This window comes from Streptomyces sp. WG5 (genome assembly GCF_049974565.1).
Taxonomy (GTDB): Bacteria; Actinomycetota; Actinomycetes; order Streptomycetales; family Streptomycetaceae; genus Streptomyces.
On record NZ_JBNGGC010000011.1, the window covers coordinates 193,774 to 213,180 of the forward strand.

The window sequence follows — 19,407 nt, forward strand, 5'->3', positions numbered from 1 at the left end:
CGGGTGCGGAGAGAGGCTGGTGTGCCTGGTCTGCGCGGTGCGGGCGGCGCGGTTACTTTGGCGGCATGGCCGAAAACGGGGCATCCGAGAAGCGGACATCCAGCGACCCGTCCGCGTCACCCTCACCTCCCTCCGCGTCACCCTCACCTCCCTCCGCGTCACCCTCACCTCCCTCCGCGTACCCGGAAGGCGCCCCCTGCTGGGTGGACGCCCGACTCTCCGACGTAGCGGCCGGCAAGCGCTTCTACGGCGGACTCTTCGGCTGGACCTTCGAGGAAGCGGAAGAGGAACGGGAGGCAGCGCGAGACGCGGCGGGAGGAGGGGCCGTATGGGCGCGGCTGGGCGGTGCTCCCGTCGCCGCGCTGGCCCGCAAGACGGACGGGCGGATGCCCACCGTGTGGTCCGTGTACTTCCACACCCCGGACGCCGCGGCCCTGGCCGAGCGGATCCGGGCGGGCGGCGGCCAGATCGTCACGCCGCCCCACCCGGTCGGCGACCTGGGCACCGCCGCGCTCGCCGCCGACCCCGACGGCGCCGTCTTCGCCCTCTGGCAGCCGGGCCGCCACCCCGGCTTCGGGCGTCGGCGCGAGCCGGGTGCCTTCGCCTGGGCCGAGCTGTACACCCGGAACACCGAGGCCGCCAACGCCTTCTACGGCGACCTCTTCCACGAGGCCCTCTTCGGCCCGGACGCCTCCCCCGACTTCGGCCGCGCCCCGGTGTCCGACGTGTTCCCGGCCGAGATGCCGCCGCATTTCCTCGTCCACTTCCAGGTCGAGGACTGCGGGGCCGCGCTCGGTGCGGTGGACCGGCTCGGCGGGCGGGTGCGGGTGCCGCCGTTCGAGACGTCGTACGGGAGGGTGGCCGTCGTCTCGGACGGCCAGGGGGCCTCGTTCGCGCTGCTGCAACGCTGAACGGTCCGCAGGGCGGCGCTCGAAGCTCCCCCTCCCCCCTCCACTCGCCACCCTCTACCCTTTTGCCCGGGATCAGGTCGGACACCCTGATTGTCCTCAGGTTCGCCAGCAGCGACTCGGACAGGAAGAATCGGGGTGCGTGGCGCCACGGAGGTGCGGTGGTGAGACGCTGCACTTCGGTCGCGTACATATGTGAGTGGCGCGGCCCGTACGGGGAGGTGGCAGGCAAGTGGTGGATCAGCTGACGCAGCACGATCCGCGGCGGATCGGGCCGTTCGAGGTGCTGGGGCGGCTCGGTGCCGGCGGCATGGGGCTGGTCTATCTCGCGCGCTCGGCGTCCGGCCGGCGGGTGGCGATCAAGACGGTCCGGACGGAGCTGGCGGAGGACCAGCTGTTCCGCGTCCGCTTCACCCGCGAGGTGGAGGCGGCCCGCGCGGTCTCCGGCTTCTACACGGCGGCGGTGGTCGACGCCGACCCGCGTGCCGCGGTCCCGTGGCTGGCCACCGCGTACGTTCCCGCGCCCTCCCTCGAGGAGATAGTGAACGAGTGCGGACCGCTTCCTGCCCAGGCGGTGCGCTGGCTGGCGGCGGGCGTGGCGGAGGCGCTGCAGTCGATCCACGGCGCCGGACTCGTCCACCGCGACCTCAAGCCCTCCAACGTCCTCGTCGTCGAGGACGGCCCCCGGGTGATCGACTTCGGCATCGCGTCCGGCGTTTCGAACACCCGTCTGACGATGACGAACGTCGCCGTCGGCACCCCCGCCTACATGTCCCCGGAGCAGGCGAAGGACTCCCGCAGCGTCACCGGCGCGAGCGACGTGTTCTCGCTCGGCTCCATGCTGGTCTTCGCCGCCACCGGGCACCCGCCGTTCCACGGCGCCAACCCGGTCGAGACGGTCTTCATGCTGCTGCGCGAGGGCCCCGACCTGGAAGGTCTCCCGGACGAGCTGCGTCCGCTGATCGAGTCCTGCATGCAGATGGAGGCGACCGCCCGCCCCAACCCCGCCGACCTCCAGTCCCAGCTCGCCCCGCACCTGTTCGGCTCCGGCTCCGACGACAGCGGTACGGCGTCGGCCTGGCTGCCCGAGCGGGCGGTGGGCCTGATCGAGAGCCGCCGAGGCGGCCGCCCCGCGGCCAAGCTCGCCACGACGGCCGGCGGGCGCGGCGGTGGCCTGGGCGGAAGCGGCGCGGGAGGCAGTGGCGGTGCCGGCCCGGCCGGTGCCCGCCCCGCGGTGCCCGCGCCTCCGCTCCCGCCCCCGCCCTCGCACGATCCCGTCGTACCGGCGCCGCCCGTCCACGCGCCACCGGTGCCCGCGCCCGTCGGCGCCCCCGACGCCGGTCCGGTCCGGCTGGCCGGGGTTTCGGTGCCCATCGGCCCCGGCCCGCGCGTCGCCGACATGCGTTCCGCGGCCGTCGCGGCACCCCCGCCGGAGGCCGCCCTCGCCGCGTCCTGGTCCCGTCCGCGGCCGGGTGTCAACGGTGCCGACCCCGCCGTACCGGCGGCGGCCCCGCCCGCCCCCGCCGCACCTCCCGAGGCCTCGCCGGCGGGCTGGCGCCCGTGGCGTTTCCGCATGTCCAACGACGTCTGGGGCACGCCGTCCGTCGCCGGGGACCTCGTCTACGTCACCTCGTTCGAGGTGCACGCCCTGGACGTGGCCACCGGGCGCCGCCGCTTCAAGACCCGGGACGTCGCCTGGTCGATGGCGGTCGCGGACGGCCGTATCCACGCCTCCGACGGCCCCACGCTGTTCGCCCTGGACGCCCGCGGGGGCGCCGACCTGTGGCGCGTCCAGACCGACGCCTGGGTGTACTCCCTCCGGGCCGACCGGGGGACGGTCGTCACCGCCACCCGAGGCGGCGGCGTCCAGGCCTACGAGTCCTCGGGCGGCCAGAAGCTGTGGGAGATCACCGGCGCGCAGACGGACTTCGAGTCCCCGGAGGCGGGCGCCGCGCTCCACGACGGCACGGTGTACGTCTGGCAGGACGCCCGGCTGCGCGCGCTGGACGCCCGTACCGGCGACGAGCGCTGGTCGTACCCGATCGGCGACGCCGCCTCCTGCGGCGGGGTGCCGGTCCGCGTCGCGCACGCCCCCGACGGCTACGTCTACGTCTGTGCCGGCACCCGGGTCCTCGCCCTGGAGGTCACCACCGGCCACGTCCGCTGGCACTTCGAGGCCCCGGCGGTCTTCCTCGCCCCGCCCGCCTTCGTCCCCGGCCCCGCGGTGACCGGTGGCGGCGTCTACCTCGTCGACTACCTCGGCACGGTCTACGCCCTCGACGCCACCGACGGCCGCGACCGCTGGCGGATCGCCACGGAGGCCCGTTCCGCGACCGACCCGGTCCTGGTGGCCGCCGGTCACGTCCACGTGGGCAGCGGCAAGGGCCTGTACACCCTGGACGCGGTGACGGGCACCCCCAAGTGGCGCTTCCAGGCGGGCGGCGAGATCGTGGGCGCCCCCGCGGTCGCCGAGGGCCGCATCCACTTCGGTTCGACCGACCACCTGCTCTACACCCTGAAGGCCGACGACGGCCGCCTCCGCTGGAAGCTGGCCACGGGCGGTGAGATCACCGGCTCCCCGGTGGTGCGGGACGGCATCGTGTACGCGTGCAGCAAGGACCGCTGCGTCTACGCCCTGGACGCGGAGAAGGGCACGGGTACGGCCCGTACGACGTGAGGACCGGCGCGTCCGTCCCGCCCGGGCTCCTGGTCTCCAGGGTCCCCGCCGGGAGGAACGTGCCGGCCCTCACGCCGTACGGAGCCGATCGCGGACACACGGCGGCCGCGGCGGCTCCCCTCCGCGCCGCCGCGGCCGATCCCCGTGTGGTCGGAAGGTCTACTTGCCGTCCAGGTCCAGGGCGGGCGGGGCCGGCATGGGGTTCTCCGCCATCGTCCTGACCGCGGCCTCGGCCGGTCCGCTGGGCATCGGGTTCTCCCGCATGGCGGCGCCCCCGTCCTTCGGCGGCGCGGGCATGGGGTTCTCCCCGAGCGTCCTGATGGTGTCGTCGGTGGACGCCTCGCCCGTGGCCGTCGCTTCCGTGTCCTTCTGGTTCTCGCTCATGGGCTTGGTCCCTCCGCTGTGATGGCATGTGGCGAACGCCCGCCCGGGACTCCCCCGTGGCTCGCCGGACGGGCGTGTGGAGCCGCACCATAACCGGTGGGTCTCCTGGTCAGACCGCCTGCCCCCCGACGCGACGGTGTGACGGGTACGACCATGCCGCAGGGCGATAAACGAATACTGAACGCCCCGCCCCCCGGACGCCTTCAGGCCCTTGCCCGGGCGCCGTTCAGGCGGCCGACGCGGGGGAGAGCAGGGCCCGTGCCTCGTTCGCCTCGTCGGCACCCTCCTGCTCGTAGAGCCGGAGGGCCTTGCTCCAGCAGGCCCTGGCCCGGTCGGTCTCTCCCAGGCGGGACAGGGCGCGGCCCAGCAGGGTCAGCACGTTGCCCTGCATCCGGTCACCGCCGATGCAGCCGAGCGCGAGGGCCTGTTCGGCGTGCTGGGCCGCCTGGGCGGGCCGCCCGGCCGCGAAGTGCACCTCGGCGACGCGGAAGTTCGTCGTTCCCTCCCACAGCCGCTGCCGGTGCGCGGTGAAGATCGTCAGGGCGTCGGAGAAGTGTCCGAGCGCCTCCGTGTGCCGGCCGGCCCGGTTGAGGGCGATGCCCAGCGCGTAGTGGCTGTTGGCGAGGCGGACGGTCCTGCCGAACTCGGCGTGCGCGTCCAGCCCCCGCCGTGCGAAGTCGACGGCCTGCGTGACGTCGCCGATCCCCAGGTGCGCGCGCGAGAGGTTGCACAGGGCCGTCGCCTCCGGGGGCCGGTTGCACAGGGCCCGGAAGCCGTCGATGGCCCGCTCGAAGAACGGTTTGCTGTCCCCGTGCCGTCCCTGGTGCAGGCAGATGAGTCCCTGGCTGTTGGCGACCCAGCTCACCGCGGCGGCGTCCTGGACGGACTCCGCGAGCCGCATCGCCAGCCGTGACTCCTCCTCCGCCTGCGGGATGCGGCCGGTCACCAGCAGGACGTCGGTGAGCACCGTCCGCGCCCGTCCCTCGGCCCGGGGGTCGCCCGCCGTGCGCGTCGCCTCGCACATGCCCCTGGCCGTCGTCTCGTACTGGTGGGAGTTGGCACCGGACTCGGTGAGGTCCTTGGCGGCCCAGAGGAGGTCGACGCCCCGCCGCAGCCGGTCCGAGGCAGCCGTCTGCCGCACGCACGCCAGCAGGGGCGCCGCCTCCGTGTACAGCCAGTCCAGCGCCGCCGAGCCCTCGGTGAACGTCAGCCCGGGGTACTCGGTCGCCTCCAGGCCGTCCACCAGCCGGTCCCCCGGCCGTTCGATCGCGTAGACCCCCGCGGCCGTGGCCAGGTAGAAGTCCAGCAGCCGCGACAGCGCGGCCCCCCGCTCGCTCGGCGGATGCTCGTCCCGTTCCGCGCACGCACGCGCGTAGAGCCGCACCAGGTCGTGGAACCGGTACCGGCCCGGTGCCGCCGATTCGAGCAGCGACGTGTCCACCAGGGACTCCAGCAGGTCCTCCGTGTCCTGCGGGGGAAGGTCCAGCACCGCCGCCGCCGCCGCGAGGGAGATGTCCGGTCCGTCGGCCAGTCCGAGCAGGCGGAAGGCGCGGGCCTGAGCCCGTTCCAGCTGGCCGTAGCCCAGCTCGAAGGTGGCTTTGACGGCCAGGTCCCCGGCCTGCAGCTCGTCCAGCCGGCGCCGCTCGTCCGCCAGTTTCGCGGCGAGGACCGACACGGTCCACGTGCGGCGGGCCGCGAGGCGGGACGCCGCGATGCGGATCGCCAGGGGCAGGAATCCGCACGCCCCGACCACGTCCAGCGCCGCTTCCCGCTCCGAGGTCACCCGCTCCTCGCCCACGATCTTCGTGAAGAGCGCCAGCGCCTCGTCCGGGGACATCACGTCCAGGTCGACCAGGTGCGCCCCGGCGAGGTCCACCATCCGCACCCGCGCCGTCACCAGTGCGGCGCAGCCCTCGGTGCCGGGCAGCAGCGGGCGTACCTGGGCGGCGTCCCGGGCGTTGTCGAGGAGGACGAGGACGCGGCGGCCGTCCAGGACCGAGCGGTACAGGGCGGCCCGCTCCTCCAGGGAGTCGGGGATGGCCGAGTCGGGGGTGCCCAGGGCGCGGAGGAAGGAGCCCAGGACCGTCTCGGGTTCCGCCGCCCGCGCGCCCGCGCCCTGGAGGTCGACGTACAGCTGCCCGTCCGGGAAGGCGGTCCGCGCCTGGTGGGCGACGTGCACCGCGAGGGTCGTCTTGCCGACGCCGCCGATGCCCGCGAGTGCGGAGACCGCCATCACGCGGCCCTCGGCGCCGGCCCCGGAGGCGTCGGGCAGTACGTCGGTCAGCTCGCGGACGAAGGACGTCCGCCCGGTGAAGTCGGGTACGGTCGCGGGCAGTTGGGCCGGTCGCATGGGGGCCGCCGCCGTCTCCGCGGCCGGCGCCGAGGGTTCGGCCAGGCCCGGGTCGGCCTGGAGGATGCGCTGCTGGAGTTCCTGGAGGCCGGGGCGCGGGTCGACGCCGAGTTCGTCGGCGAGCAGGCGCCGGGTGTCCGCGTAGACGGCGAGGGCCTCCGCCTGGCGTCCGCTGCGGTACAGGGCCAGCATCAGCAGTTCCCGCAGGCGTTCCCGGAGGGGGTGCGCGGCCGTGAGTGCCGTCAGCTCCGAGACGGTCTCCGCGTGGCAGCCCTGCTCCAGGTCCATGTCGATGCGGCTTTCGAGGAGTTGGAGCCGCCACTCCTCCAGGCGGACGCGCTGGGCCTGCGCATAGGGGCCGGGGACGCCGGCCAGTGCCTCGCCGTCCCACCGTGCCAGTGCGCGGCGCAGCAGGTCACGGGCGTGGCACAGGTCCCCGGCGCCGCGTGCCTTCTCGGCCTCGGCGGCCAGGTCCTGGGCCGCCGCGAGGTCCAGCGCCCCGTCGTCCAGGCCCCGCACGGCGTATCCGCCGGACTCGCTCACCAGGACCCCGGGGTCCAGGACCTTCCGCAGCCGGGACGCGTACGTCCGTACCGCCGCGAGCGCCTGCGACGGCGGTTCCTCGCCCCACAGGGCGTCGATCAGTTCGGCCGCCGTGGCCGTGCGTCCCTCGCGGAGCAGCAGGGCGGCCAGCAGGGCGCGCTGCTGCGGGGAGCCGGTGGCCAGCGGTTCGCCGCCGCGCCAGGCGCGTACGGGTCCGAGCACGCCGAAGCGCAGCGCCGGTGTCCCGTCCGGTTCCACCGGGGATCCGGGACGCCGCTGCTCCGGTACGAGCGGTACACCGTCCATGCAGTCCCCCTAGACATCCTGAGCAACTACGTCAGTTTGCCTTGTTCATGCCGACCTCGTCAGCCGTGGGAGACGCCGATCACAGGTCCCTCACCTGCCTCCTCACCTCTCCAGGTCCACCCGCACCGTCAGCAGCCCCTCGCCCACCCCCATGGCCCGCACCGCGAGGCTGTTGAACCGGGGGAGGCGCCGCAGGCGCGCGACCGGGTCGTCGTCGGGCAGGGGGTGCGCCGTTCCCGTGTGCCAGCGGCCCCGGACCCGGACCCGTACCCGCGGATCGGCCCGGATGTTGCGGACGTACTGGGACCGCTCACCGAACTCCGACACCAGCCAGAAGGAGTCTCCCACCAGGCGGCCGCCCACCGGGGTGCGGCGGGGGAGGCCGGAGACGCGGCCGGTGGTCTCCAGAAGGGTCTGGGCGGGCAGGCGGCGCAGGACGGCGTTGAGGCGGCGCTGGACGGCTGTGACGGCCCGGTACTTCCGCTCGGCGAACGGCGGTCCTTCGGCATGGGACGACATCGACATCGTTCGTTCACGCTCCCGTCTCGTGTGCCTCCATGTTCCACGGAAAACCTGAGGGGAAGGTGAGGACGGGGTCAAGAGACGGGTGGTGCGGTCGTGCGGGTCGTGACCTGGAATCTGTGGTGGCGGTTCGGGCCGTGGGCCGACCGGCAGAAGGCGATCCTCGCCGTGCTGAGGGAGCTGCGGCCCGATGCCGTCGGGCTCCAGGAGGTGTGGGCCGCCGACGACGGCGACAACCTCGCCGAGTGGCTGGCCGGCGAACTCGGCCTGCACTGCGCCTGGTCCGCCTCCGAGGCTCCCGAGCGGTGGCAGCGGCGGATCGGGGACGACACGGTCGGTATCGGCACCGCGGTGCTCAGCCGCTGGCCCGTCGTGGAGCGGGCCGCGCTGCGGCTGCCCGCCCCCGAGGAGATCGACGACGGACGCCTCGCGCTCTACGCCCGCCTGGACGCGCCCGGCCACCCGGTCCCGTTCTTCACCGCCCACCTGAACTCGGGCGGCCACGCCTCGGCGGTGCGCCGCGAACAGGCAGCCGCGCTCGCGGACTTCGTCGCCGCGCACCGCCACGGCACCGCCTTCCCGCCCGTCGTCACCGGCGACTTCAACGCCCGCCCCGAGTCGCCGGAAGTCCGCCTGCTGCGTGCGGGAGGGCTCCACGACGCCTGGCAGCACGCCGACCCGGCGGCCCCGGCCGCCACCTGGGACGCGGCCAACCCGTACATCCCGGACCCGCCGGTGCCGGGCGCCCGGATCGACCACATCCACGTGGGACCGCCGGGGCCGGGCGGCCTCGGCCGGGTTCGTGCCGTGAGGCGGGCCGGCGACGGCCCCGTGGACGGCGTATGGCCCTCCGACCACGCGGCGGTCGTCGCGGACCTGGTCGCGCACGGCAGGGAGGCTACCGCCCCAGGAAGACCGGGTTGGTGAACGCCGCCAGTGCCCCCGGCAGTGGTCCCGCCGCCGCCTCGTGCCGCAGTTCCGCCCGTACGTACGCCGCGTACGAGGCGGTCGTCCGCCACTCCACGACGTCCGAACCGGACACGGGCAGCGGGGCGCTGGTGAACAGCACGCCCTGGTCCGTGACGAACCGGACCGTGCAGCGCGGGGCGCCCCGCACCTCCAGGCGGACGGTGACCGGGGTGTCGTCGTCCACGCGCAGCCGTTCGCCGATGCCGGCGTGCTCGCCCCGGCCGCCGGACGCGGTGAGGGACAGCGACAGCTTCGCCGACTCGGCGACGTACGACCGCCCCGCCCGGATGCCCTCCTGGATCGCCTCCCGCGTCAGGTCGTCGGCGAGGACGACGGTCTGGGGGCGGCCGATGACGTCCGGGGAGCGGTGGGAGTCGCTGCTGCCCATCGCCGGGATCCAGTCCCCGCCGCCCCGTCCGCCGCGCCCCTCCCGCACGGCGGCGACCAGCATGCCGTCCCAGTCGGCCAGCGCCACCTCGTCGTCGGGCGTGTAGGCCCCGTTCCACACCTCGACCGCGTCCGCCTCCCCGAACCCGAACTTCCAGTTGCAGCCGATGCAGGTGGCGTGCGGGTGGGCCGGGACGACCAGGCCGCCGGCGCGGCGGATCTGCCGGGCGAAACGGCCGAAGCGGTTGTCACGGGCCCGGTAGCGCCAGTCGACGAAGGTGCCGGGATCGGTGCCGAGGGCGACGACGTGGCCGTTGCGGGTCGTCACCTCCTCGCCGAGCATGATCAGCAGGTCGTCCCCGGCCTCCGGCGCCCAGTGCGCGTGCGCCGCGTGCGTGTTGTGCTCGGAGGAGTTGATGAAGTCCAGGCCGGCCGCGCGCGCGAGCGCCGCGATCTCGGCGAGGGTGTAGCGGCCGTCGGAGTACACGGAGTGCAGGTGGCAGTCGCCCCGGTACCAGGCACGGCCCCGCCCCTTGGCGCGCTCGGGCGGATACACCGGCCGCGCGGTCTCGCCCTGCTCCCCGTACGTCAGCGTGATCGTGATCTCGTACGGCAGTCCCTGCGGAGCCACCGTGTACGGGCCGAGCGCGATGTGCCACACGCCCGCCCGCACCGGCCCGGGGATGTAGCCGGGGGTCGCGTCGTCCGCCCGTACGAAGAACTCCGTACGCGCCCCGCCCGACCAGCCCCTGAAACCCCGGCCCCCGAGGTCGGTGCCGCGGTCGTCGAAGAGTCCGATGTCGAGGGCGTTGCCCTGGGTGCCGGCCGGGACGGCGGGGCGCTCGTAGGTGTAGGCGACGTGGATCTCCCGGACACCGGCCGGGACCTCGACGGGGATGTACACGAAGTCGGGCGAGCCGGGGGGCAGGGTGCCGCGCACCGTCCTCTTCCGCTGCTCCCGGGGCGCCGCCGAGGCGAAGCTCACGCTTCCCAACGTAAGCGCCGCGGCGGCTCCCGTCACGAACACCGCGCGTCTGCCGATCCCGGCGTGGTCGTCCTCGCACATGCTGCTGCTCCCATGTGTCGTCTGCGTCGTCAGTGACATGACATCGGTGGTGCAGGGGTGGTGCGTGCAACCCTCGTATTGAGCCGTGAACTCCCGTACAAGAAAAGGGGGTCGACGGATTGAGAGCGAGAAACCGCGCGGTGGGGGAGCGGGGCCGCGAGGCGGGCCGGTGCGACGGGCCCCACCCTATTGATCACCCCGCTCGTATGCTCGAAGGATGACGACTTCCGAGACCCCCGGAACCGGCTCCTCCGGCCCGACCGGCCACACCGGCCGCACCGGCCCGACCGAGAACTCCCTGCGCCGCGCCCTCAAACGCGCGCGGGACGGCGTCGCCCTCGACGTGTCCGAGGCCGCGGTGCTGCTCCAGGCCCGCGGCGAGCACCTCGACGCGCTCACCGCGTCCGCCGCCCGGGTCCGGGACGCGGGCCTGGAGGCCGCCGGGCGCCCCGGCGTCATCACGTACTCGAAGAGCGTCTTCATCCCGCTGACCCGGCTGTGCCGGGACAAGTGCCACTACTGCACCTTCGTCACCGTCCCCGGCAAGCTGCGCCGCGAGGGCCACGGGATGTTCATGTCCCCCGACGAGGTCCTCGACATCGCCCGGCGCGGCGCCGCCCTCGGCTGCAAGGAAGCGCTGATCACCCTCGGCGACAAGCCCGAGGACCGCTGGCCCCAGGCGCGCGAGTGGCTCGACGCGCACGGCTACGACGACACGATCGCCTACGTCCGCGCCATCTCGATCCGCATCCTGGAGGAGACGGGCCTCCTCCCGCACCTCAACCCCGGCGTCCTGACCTGGACGGACTTCCAGCGCCTCAAGCCGGTCGCCCCCTCCATGGGCATGATGCTGGAGACCACCGCCACCCGCCTGTGGTCCGAGCCCGGCGGCCCCCACCACGGCTCCCCGGACAAGGAACCGGCCGTACGCCTGCGCGTCCTGGAGGACGCCGGCCGCTCCTCGGTCCCCTTCACCTCCGGCGTCCTCATCGGCATCGGCGAGACCTACGAGGAACGCGCCGAGTCGCTGTTCGCCCTCCGCAAGGTCTCCCGCGCCTACCACGGCATCCAGGAACTGATCATCCAGAACTTCCGCGCCAAGCCGGACACGGCGATGCGCGGCATGCCGGACGCGGAGCTGGACGAGCTGGTCGCCACGGTGGCCGTCGCCCGGCACATCATGGGCCCGTCCGCCTGCCTCCAGGCCCCGCCCAACCTGGTGGACTCGGAGTACGAGCGCCTGATCGGCGCCGGCATCGACGACTGGGGCGGGGTCTCCCCGCTCACCATCGACCACGTCAACCCCGAGCGCCCCTGGCCGCAGATCGACGAACTCGCCGAGAAGTCCCGCACGGCCGGCTTCGCACTGCGCGAACGCCTCTGCGTGTACCCGGAGTTCGTGCGCCGCGGCGAACCCTGGCTGGACCCGCGCCTGCGCCCGCACGTCGCGGCCCTCGCCGACCCGGCGACGGGGCTGGCCCGCGAGGACGCGACGGTCGAGGGCCACCCGTGGCAGGAACCGGACGAGGCGTTCACCGCGACCGGCCGAACCGACCTGCACACGGCCATCGACACCGAGGGCCGTACGTCGGACCGCCGCGACGACTTCGACGAGGTGTACGGCGACTGGGGCGCCCTGCGCGAGGCCGCCGCCCCCGGCATGGCACCGGAGCGCATCGGCACCGACGTGCGCCAGGCCCTGGCGACGGCGGCCGACGACCCGACGAAGCTGACGGACGACGAGGCCCTCGCCCTGCTGCACGCCGACGGCCCGGCGCTGGACGCCCTGTGCAAGGTGGCCGACGACGTGCGGAAGTCCGTGTCGGGCGACGACGTGACGTACATCGTCACCCGGAACATCAACTTCACCAACGTCTGCTACACCGGCTGCCGCTTCTGCGCCTTCGCCCAGCGCCGCACGGACGCCGACGCGTACACGCTGTCCCTGGAGCAGGTCGCCGACCGCGCGCAGCAGGCCTGGGACGTGGGCGCGGTCGAGGTCTGCATGCAGGGCGGCATCCACCCGGACCTGCCGGGCACGGCGTACTTCGACATCGCGAGGGCCGTCAAGGAACGCGTCCCCGGCATGCACGTGCACGCCTTCTCGCCCATGGAGGTCGTCAACGGCGCGACCCGCACCGGGATGTCCGTCCGCGAGTGGCTGAGCGCGGCGAAGGAGGCGGGCCTGGACTCGATCCCGGGCACGGCGGCGGAGATCCTCGACGACGAGGTCCGCTGGATCCTGACCAAGGGCAAGCTGCCCACGGCGACGTGGATCGAGATCGTCGAGACCGCGCACGAGCTGGGCATCCGCTCCTCCTCGACCATGATGTACGGCCACGTCGACCAGCCCCGCCACTGGCTGGGCCACCTGCGCACCCTCGCCGGCATCCAGCAGCGCACGGGCGGCTTCACGGAGTTCGTGACGCTCCCCTTCATCCACACCAACGCGCCGGTGTACCTGGCGGGCATCGCGCGGCCGGGTCCCTCCGTGCGCGACAACCGCGCGGTCACGGCGATGGCCCGCCTCCTCCTCCACCCGCACATCCCCAACATCCAGACGAGCTGGGTGAAACTGGGCGCGGAGGGTGCGGCGGAGATGCTCCGCTCCGGTGCGAACGACCTCGGCGGCACGCTGATGGAGGAGACGATCTCCCGGATGGCGGGTTCGTCGTACGGCTCGTACAAGTCGGTCAAGGACCTGATCGCCGTAGCGGACGCGGCGGGCCGCCCGGCGAGGCCCCGGACGACGCTGTACGGCGAGGTGCCGCGGGAGCGGCAGCTGGCGGCGACGGCGTCGGACGGCCATCTGCCGCGGCTGCTGCCGGTACTGGACTGAATTCCGGGCAGCGGCAGGGGCACGGGCCGCCCGCAGTACGATGATCGGGCCCCCGGTGTGTCGGGGTTCTCGTAGCTGAGGAGATGCGTGCCCGTGCCAGCCCGACTTCCCTCGTGGGCCTGGGTCTCCGGCCTGACCGTGGGGGCGATCGCGGCGGTGACCGTCCTGGCCGTACAGGCGGACCAGGGCCCCCACCCCACCGCCTCGGTCGCCAGGCCGAGCCCGTCGGTGTCGGCCGAGGCGCAGCCGACGCCGAAGGAGACCGCGCCGGCCCGGGTACCGGACGGCTCCGGCACCGGGCGGCGCATCGTGTACTCGCTCGACCAGAAGCGGGTGTGGCTGGTCGACGCCAGCGACGCCGCGCGGCGGACGTTCACGGTGTGGCCGGGCACGGTCAGCCCCGACCCGGGCACCTACACGGTCGGCACCCGCAGCAAGGGGGCCACGACCGGCTCCGACGGCGTGCGGATCGAGCAGATCGTCTACTTCGCCCAGGAGGACGGCGTCTCCGTCGCCTTCTCCAACGCCGTCGACGGCTCCTCGCCGCCTCCGCCCGCCTCCGGAGCGAAGACGGGCGGCATACGGCTGCACAAGGCCGACGGCACGGCGGTCTGGGCGTTCGCGACGACCGGCACGAAGGTCACGGTCGTCGGCTAGCGTCCTCCTGTCCGAACGGCAGGTGCGCGACGATCAGCACGACCCCGCTGAGCAGGAAGACCCGGGTCGCCGCTTCCAGCCCGTTCCAGTCCGCCGACTGCCACATCGCGAACCACTCCCCGCCGATGCCGATGAACCCCGCCCCGAAGAGCAGCATCAGCATGAGCGTGCCGTAGGTGGTCATGCGTCGTGCGGGGGCGTGGTCGCTGCGTATCCAGAGCCAGGTCGCGTAGATCAGCACCAGTGCGGCCACCGTCTCCCACACGATGATCGCGACGTAGGCGGCGTCCTGAACGCCCTTGCTGGTGATCGCCCGCCACATCAGGTCGTCGTCCTTGAAGGTCGTGTCCATCGCGAGGACATGACGCACGAAATCCCGGTTGGTGCCGAAATCGGTGATGTTCCCGAAGGCGACGAGGGCGATGTAGAGGGCGAGGACGGCGGTCAGCACGGTGGCCGCGAGGGAAAGAGTGCGTGGGGTGTTGGACATGGGAGGGATGTTTCCAGGCGCGGCGGGCCCCGAGTGCCGGGTTCACAGATCGTGATCATGCTGAAGTGGTCCGCCGGCGATACGGCTTACGGAAGGGTGTCCTCCTGCGCCGCAGCGGGAACACCATGGTTCCTGATGCGATGGGGAAACGGGGGTCGGGGTGGAGACTGCTGAGCTTGCCGCTGCCGCCATCGGGCTGCTGGCGGCGACGGTGACGGGTGTGGCGACCGGGGTCGGCGAGCGGACGGGCGCGGAGGTCGTCCAGGTCGTCCGGGAGCGTCTGGGTGCCTCCGAACGCGGCCCACGAGACGTCGGTGAACGCCGGCCGGGCGCCGTGGCTCCCCTCGGAGCCGCGGACGTGGACGGTGGCGTCGGCGGGGGCCGATGACATTCTTTCCTCGGCCCTGCCCGCGCCGAGGCCCTCGGCCCCGCCGCCCGCCCCCGGCCCCCTCCGGACCTGCGACGACTGCGACCGAGCCTTCCGCGCCCCGCAACCGGGCGATTGCCGCGACTGCCGCGACTGCCGCGACTGCCGCGACTACCGTGAGGTCCGGGCGGCGGGGCGGGGCGGAGGGCCGCGGAGGCCCACCCCCCTCGCCCATCACGTGAACTTTCGAACCGAATCGTCCTTCAGCCGCTCACATGAGCTCCCCGAGTACGCAGGGCCCGAGAAGTTCACGCTTTCCGACAGGACAGTGCCCCCGCGGCCAGGAGGAGCGCGGCTGCGTTCAGGGCCAGGTAGCCGAGGGGGAACGCGATGTTGTGCCAGACCCGCGTGCGCACGTGCGCGGCCACGGCGCCGACGAAGAAGAGGACGAGACCGACCGCGGCGGCGACGCCGAGCGGCCGGACGCCCAGGAGGCCGATGAGAAGCCCGGCGGCTCCGGCGGCCTTGAGCGCGGCGAGCCCCGGAAGCCACGACGGGGGGACGTCCACCTCGGAGGAGTTGGCGAGGACGAACCGGGCCCGCGCCAGGTCCGCGACGGTGATCCCGGCGTTCGCCGCGATCGCGACGACGGTGACGATCACATAGGCCGTGAACACGTGCCTCTCCTTCCGGCCGGCGCCTTCGCGAGCCCGGCACGACGCGGGCCGCTTCCCTGCCGTCAAGCCTCGTCGTGGCCCGCCGCGGCGTCCAATACCCGCGCCCATAACCTGGCGGCATGGATGTCGACACGCGGTTGCTGCGGTACTTCGCCGCTGTGGCGGAGGAAGGGAGCCTGACCCGGGCCGCCGAGCGGCTGTTCGTCTCCCAGCCCGCGCTGACCAAGCAGATCCGCCGGCTGGAGGCCGGGCTCGGGGTGGAGCTGTTCACGAGGTCGAGGACCGGCATGACCCTCACCGAGCCGGGGCGGGCGCTGGCGCAGCGGGTCCCGGCCCTGCTGGACGGGTGGGAGGCTGCACGGCGCGAGACGAGATCCGCGGCGAGCCGTGCGGCCCGCGTCCTGCGGGTCGGGTTCATCGCCAGTGCAGCCAACGAGGCGACCCAGCCGATCGTCGCGGAGTTCGCCCGGCGCCGGCCCGGCTGGAGGGCCGAGATGCGGCAGGCCGCCTGGTCGGACCCGTCCGCCGGACTCGCGGACTCGGACGTCGACGTGGCCCTGGTACGACTGCCGTTCCCCGGCCAGGACGCGCTGCGGGTGACGGTCCTGTTCGGCGAACCCCGCTGGGCCGCGCTGCCCGGGGCACACCCCTTGGCCGCCCGGGACACGATTCCCTTCCACGACCTGTGGGACGAGCCCTTCGTCGCCGCCCCGGCCGAGACGGGCCGGTGGCGGGAGTACTGGCTGGCCGCGGACGAGCGCGACGGCCACCCGGTGCGCGTCGGCGCGGTCACCGAGCAGCCGGACGACTGGCTCAGCGCGATCGCCAACGGATACGGCGTCGCCCTCGCCCCCGAATCCGCGGCCCGCTTCTACACCCGCCCCGGGGTCGTCTACCGTCCCGTCACCGGGGTGAGCCCCAGCAGGGTCGCGGTCGCATGGGCCCCCGTGGACGACACCAACCCCGTCGTCCAGGACTTCGTCCGCTGCTGCCGGGAGACGCACACCGCCACGTGAACGCATCCACACCGTTCCACCCCTGAACCGGCCGCTCCGTTCGCATACAGTGCTGCACGTCGTACGTACGGACAGTGCCGTAGGGAGGTCCAGGTGGGCGCGACAGCCGGTGCCGTCTGGGGGCGTGCCGAGCAGCAGGACTTCCGCAGCCGGGTACGTGGGACGCTGCTCGGAGCGGCCCTCGGGGACGCCCTCGGGGCGCCCGTCGCCGGGCTGGACCTCGACGGCATCCGCGCGGCGCACGGCCCGCAGGGGCTGGCCGACCTCGCCTCCGCCTACGGCCGGCGCGGTGCCGTCACCCACCTCACGCAGCTCACCTTGTTCTCCGTGGACGGGCTGATCCGCGCGCAGGTACGGCGGGACACCGGCGCCTGGCACCCGCCGACCGACCTCCACCGGGCGTACCGGCGCTGGGCCGCCACCCAGCGGGACTGGGGGCCCGACCTGCGGCGCGAGGAGGACGGCTGGCTGGCCCGAGAGGAGTGGCTGTACGCCCGCCGGGGCGCGACACGCGCGCTGCTGCTCGGGCTCGGCGACGACACGATGGGAACGCCGGACGCGCCGAAGAACCCCGGTGAACGCGGGCCCGAGGCCGCGGCCCGGTCGGCGCCGTTCGGACTCCTGGTCGGCTGGGAGCCGCAACTGGTCGCCCAGCTCGCCGTGGAGTGCGCGGCACAGACCCACGGCCACCCCACCGGCTACCTGTCGGCGGGCGCGTACGCCGTGATCGTGCACGGGCTGGCGCGCGGGGAGAGCCTGGACGGTGCCGTACAACGAGGGCTCGCCCTGCTCGCCGTCCGCCCGGGGCACCAGGTCGTGGCGGACGCCCTGCAGCAGGCGCTGGGCGCGGTACGCCAAGGGCTGCCCACACCGGGGCGCGTGACCGAGCTGATCGGCGAGGGGACGGCGGAGGGCCTGGTGGCCGCCGCCGTGTACTGCGCCCTCGTCGGCGAGGACGTACGGCACGGGCTGCGACTCGCCGTCAACCACGGCGGCCCCTCCGCAGCGACCGGGGCGCTGACCGGCGGACTGCTCGGCGCCCTGCACGGCGAGACCGCGCTCCCCCCGGCCTGGCTGGCCGAACTGGAGGGCCGCCCGACCCTCCTGGAACTGGCCGACGACTTCGCCATGGAGATGACCCAGGGCCCCGCCCTGCACGGCCCAGCGGGATCCTCCCCGGGCTGGCTGAGGCGATACCCGCGGGGTTAGCCGCCCGCCCCCGGCGACAGGCTGGTGGAGCGGGCCGGTGGAGCGGGCTGGGGGAGCGAGCCGGGGTAGCGGGCCGGTGGAGCACGCGGCCTTCTACCGCGGCGCCCTCGGTTCCGATCACGGCCGGTCCCGCTGACCAGCCCGGGTGAGCGCCCGGAACGCCGGGATCGTCCAGGAACCGTCCGAGCAGCCGTACGGGGTCCGCGACTGCGTCTTCCGCGACCCCGCAGGCCACCAGATCCGCATCCAGGACCTGCGCTGAGCCCGGCCGGTGCCCCGACGGCCGGTGCCCCGACCACCGGGGCACCGGCCGCTCAGGCCAGGGTCAGGCCGTCGCCCTGGCCCTGGTCACCGACTAGTCACCCACCCGGCTCCGCCCCACCGCGTCGTCCGCGCCACCCGCAGGCACCGGGACCGCGGCCGCCGCGCCGGAGGTGTCGTCGTCGCCGTCCGTGTTGACCCGCTCGATGATCGCGAGCCGTTCCGGGGTGTCCTCCGGCTTCAGGAAGCCGATCACGACGTACAGGACCAGCGACACGGCCAGCGGGATCGACACCTGGTACTCCAGCGGAACTCCGCCCTCCACGTTCCAGTTGATCGGATAGTTGACCAGCCAGAACGCGAGCAGGCCCATCGCCCAGCTGGTGAGCGCCGCCGTCGGGCCCGAGCGGCGGAAGGGCCGGAGCAGGCCGAGCATCATCGGGATCGCGATCGGGCCCATCAGGCCGGCGACCCACTTGATGACGACGGTGATGATGTCCTTGAACGTCGGCGAGTCGACCTGCGTCGCCACCGCCATCGACAGGGCGAGGAAGACCACCGTCGTCAGCCGCGCCGCCAGCAGCCCGGACCGCCGGCCCCAGGAGCGCGCCCGCACCGAGAGCACCGGCGCCACGTCACGGGTGAACACGGCCGCGATGGCGTTGGCGTCCGAGGAGCACATGGCCATGGTGTGCGAGAAGAAACCGACCACGACCAGACCCAGCAGACCGTGCGGCAGCAGCTGCTCGGTCATCAGGGCATAGGAGTCGGAACCGTCCGGCTTCTGCGACTCCACCAGCAGCGGCGACATCCACATCGGGAAGAACAGCACCAGCGGCCAGACCAGCCACAGCACCGCCGACAGCCGCGCCGACCGCTCCGCCTCGCGGGCGTTGGGCGTGGCCATGTAACGCTGGGCCTGGTTGAGCATGCCGCCGTTGTACTCGAAGAGCTTGATGAACAGATAGGCGAGCAGGAACACCGTGCCGTACGGGCCGACCAGGGGATCGCCGTGGCCCTGCAGCTCGGGCTCGTCCCAGACGCCGAAGAAACCGCCGTGGTCGCCGAGTTCCACGACCACCGTGACGAACATGGCGATACCGGCCAGCAGCTGGATGATGAACTGCCCCAGCTCGGTCAGCGCGTCCGCCCACAGACCGCCGATCGTGCAGTAGATGCCCGTGACGACACCCGTGATCAGAATGCCCTGGTTCAGCGAGATACCGGTGAACACCGACAGCAGCGTGGCGATGGCGGCCCACTTCGCGGCCACGTCCACGATCTTCAGCAGCATGCCGGACCAGGCCAGGGCCTGCTGGGTCGGCAGGTTGTACCGGTTCTTCAGGTACTCCAGGGGAGAGGCCACGTGCAGCCGTGAGCGCAGCCGGTTGATGCGCGGCGCGAACAGCTTGGAGCCGATGGCGATGCCGAGCGCGATGGGGAAGGACCAGGTCACGAAGGACGTGACGCCGTAGGTGTAGGCGATGCCCGCGTACCCGGTGAACATCACCGCGCTGTAGCCCGACATGTGGTGCGAGATGCCGGAGAGCCACCAGGGCATCTTGCCGCCGGCCGTGAAGAAGTCGCTGACGTCGTCGACGCGTTTGTGCGACCAGACACCGATCGCCACCATGACGGCGAAGTAGCCGATGAGCACGGACCAGTCGAGACCGTTCATGTGCCCCCTTCCGGGGTCCGCCTTGTGAACTCCGCTCAGCTGGTTGGCACTTCGCACGAGCGGGGTAGGGGCGAGGCAGGCCGCGAAGTGCCCGCTCATCG

15 protein-coding genes and 1 pseudogene are annotated in these 19,407 nt (G+C 73.4%); 9 read left to right on the forward strand and 7 right to left on the reverse strand.

Translation table 11 applies throughout. The features are described 5' to 3' along the window. Window positions 1-65 precede the first annotated feature (65 nt). Together ACP4IX_RS14210 and ACP4IX_RS14215 are read left to right on the forward strand one after the other, a co-directional pair. Window positions 66-911: a VOC family protein gene (locus ACP4IX_RS14210; protein ID WP_426555672.1), complete on the forward strand. Its 846-nt coding sequence runs from the start codon at window positions 66-68 to the stop codon at window positions 909-911. 229 nt (window positions 912-1,140) lie between these two features. Next, window positions 1,141-3,585 (forward strand): PQQ-binding-like beta-propeller repeat protein, encoded by a 2,445-nt coding sequence (locus tag ACP4IX_RS14215; protein ID WP_426520412.1) that lies wholly within the window; start codon window positions 1,141-1,143, stop codon window positions 3,583-3,585. A gap of 159 nt (window positions 3,586-3,744) precedes the next feature. Here ACP4IX_RS14215 and ACP4IX_RS14220 read toward each other — a convergent pair whose 3' ends face one another. From ACP4IX_RS14220 to ACP4IX_RS14230, 3 genes are all read right to left on the reverse strand, one after another. After that, on the reverse strand, window positions 3,745-3,969 hold the full coding sequence (locus tag ACP4IX_RS14220; RefSeq protein ID WP_426520410.1) for a hypothetical protein: 225 nt from the start codon (window positions 3,967-3,969) through the stop codon (window positions 3,745-3,747). 226 nt (window positions 3,970-4,195) lie between these two features. Next, window positions 4,196-7,168: a BTAD domain-containing putative transcriptional regulator gene (locus ACP4IX_RS14225; protein WP_426555673.1), complete on the reverse strand. Its 2,973-nt coding sequence runs from the start codon at window positions 7,166-7,168 to the stop codon at window positions 4,196-4,198. A 102-nt stretch (window positions 7,169-7,270) separates the two neighbouring features. After that, entirely contained in the window at window positions 7,271-7,687 is a 417-nt protein-coding gene (locus ACP4IX_RS14230; RefSeq protein WP_426520406.1) for a nitroreductase/quinone reductase family protein, read from the reverse strand. Between the two features lie 99 nt (window positions 7,688-7,786). On the opposite strand from ACP4IX_RS14230, the gene ACP4IX_RS14235 reads away from it, so the two are divergent. Further along, the gene (locus ACP4IX_RS14235) at window positions 7,787-8,617 is read left to right on the forward strand and encodes an endonuclease/exonuclease/phosphatase family protein (RefSeq protein WP_426555674.1); all 831 of its coding nucleotides are present in this window, start codon (window positions 7,787-7,789) and stop codon (window positions 8,615-8,617) included. Here ACP4IX_RS14235 and ACP4IX_RS14240 read toward each other — a convergent pair. Next, window positions 8,589-10,112 (reverse strand): CehA/McbA family metallohydrolase, encoded by a 1,524-nt coding sequence (locus ACP4IX_RS14240; protein ID WP_426520728.1) that lies wholly within the window; start codon window positions 10,110-10,112, stop codon window positions 8,589-8,591. The genes ACP4IX_RS14235 and ACP4IX_RS14240 overlap by 29 nt on opposite strands. A gap of 217 nt (window positions 10,113-10,329) precedes the next feature. On the opposite strand from ACP4IX_RS14240, the gene ACP4IX_RS14245 reads away from it, so the two are divergent. Together ACP4IX_RS14245 and ACP4IX_RS14250 are read left to right on the forward strand one after the other, a co-directional pair. Next, window positions 10,330-12,951, forward strand: a complete 2,622-nt coding sequence (locus ACP4IX_RS14245) for a bifunctional FO biosynthesis protein CofGH (RefSeq protein WP_426520402.1) — start codon at window positions 10,330-10,332, stop codon at window positions 12,949-12,951. Window positions 12,952-13,044: 93 nt separating this feature from the next. After that, the gene (locus tag ACP4IX_RS14250; RefSeq protein ID WP_426520400.1) at window positions 13,045-13,608 is read left to right on the forward strand and encodes a hypothetical protein; all 564 of its coding nucleotides are present in this window, start codon (window positions 13,045-13,047) and stop codon (window positions 13,606-13,608) included. Here the strand turns inward: ACP4IX_RS14250 and ACP4IX_RS14255 are convergent. Further along, window positions 13,592-14,098 carry a DUF2165 domain-containing protein gene (locus ACP4IX_RS14255; protein ID WP_426555675.1) on the reverse strand — a complete coding sequence of 169 codons (507 nt, stop codon included), beginning with the start codon at window positions 14,096-14,098 and terminating at the stop codon, window positions 13,592-13,594. The two genes, ACP4IX_RS14250 and ACP4IX_RS14255, sit on opposite strands and share 17 nt — an antisense overlap. Window positions 14,099-14,258: 160 nt before the next feature. Between ACP4IX_RS14255 and ACP4IX_RS14260 the strand changes: the two genes are divergently transcribed. Continuing rightward, window positions 14,259-14,486 carry a hypothetical protein gene (locus tag ACP4IX_RS14260; RefSeq protein ID WP_426520396.1) on the forward strand — a complete coding sequence of 76 codons (228 nt, stop codon included), beginning with the start codon at window positions 14,259-14,261 and terminating at the stop codon, window positions 14,484-14,486. A gap of 287 nt (window positions 14,487-14,773) precedes the next feature. Here ACP4IX_RS14260 and ACP4IX_RS14265 read toward each other — a convergent pair whose 3' ends face one another. Next, on the reverse strand, window positions 14,774-15,142 hold the full coding sequence (locus tag ACP4IX_RS14265) for a DoxX family protein (RefSeq protein ID WP_426555676.1): 369 nt from the start codon (window positions 15,140-15,142) through the stop codon (window positions 14,774-14,776). A gap of 119 nt (window positions 15,143-15,261) precedes the next feature. Between ACP4IX_RS14265 and ACP4IX_RS14270 the strand changes: the two genes are divergently transcribed. The 3 genes and pseudogenes from ACP4IX_RS14270 to ACP4IX_RS14280 all read left to right on the forward strand — a co-directional run. Then, entirely contained in the window at window positions 15,262-16,158 is an 897-nt protein-coding gene (locus tag ACP4IX_RS14270) for a LysR family transcriptional regulator (RefSeq protein ID WP_426555677.1), read from the forward strand. Between the two features lie 93 nt (window positions 16,159-16,251). Beyond that, window positions 16,252-17,367 carry an ADP-ribosylglycohydrolase family protein gene (locus ACP4IX_RS14275; RefSeq protein WP_426520390.1) on the forward strand — a complete coding sequence of 372 codons (1,116 nt, stop codon included), beginning with the start codon at window positions 16,252-16,254 and terminating at the stop codon, window positions 17,365-17,367. A gap of 160 nt (window positions 17,368-17,527) precedes the next feature. Then, a pseudogene (locus ACP4IX_RS14280) lies at window positions 17,528-17,629 on the forward strand (VOC family protein); the annotation flags it as partial. A gap of 93 nt (window positions 17,630-17,722) precedes the next feature. On the opposite strand, the gene ACP4IX_RS14285 reads toward ACP4IX_RS14280, so the two are convergent. After that, entirely contained in the window at window positions 17,723-19,306 is a 1,584-nt protein-coding gene (locus ACP4IX_RS14285; RefSeq protein WP_426520388.1) for a sodium:solute symporter family protein, read from the reverse strand. Window positions 19,307-19,407: the final 101 nt, after the last annotated feature.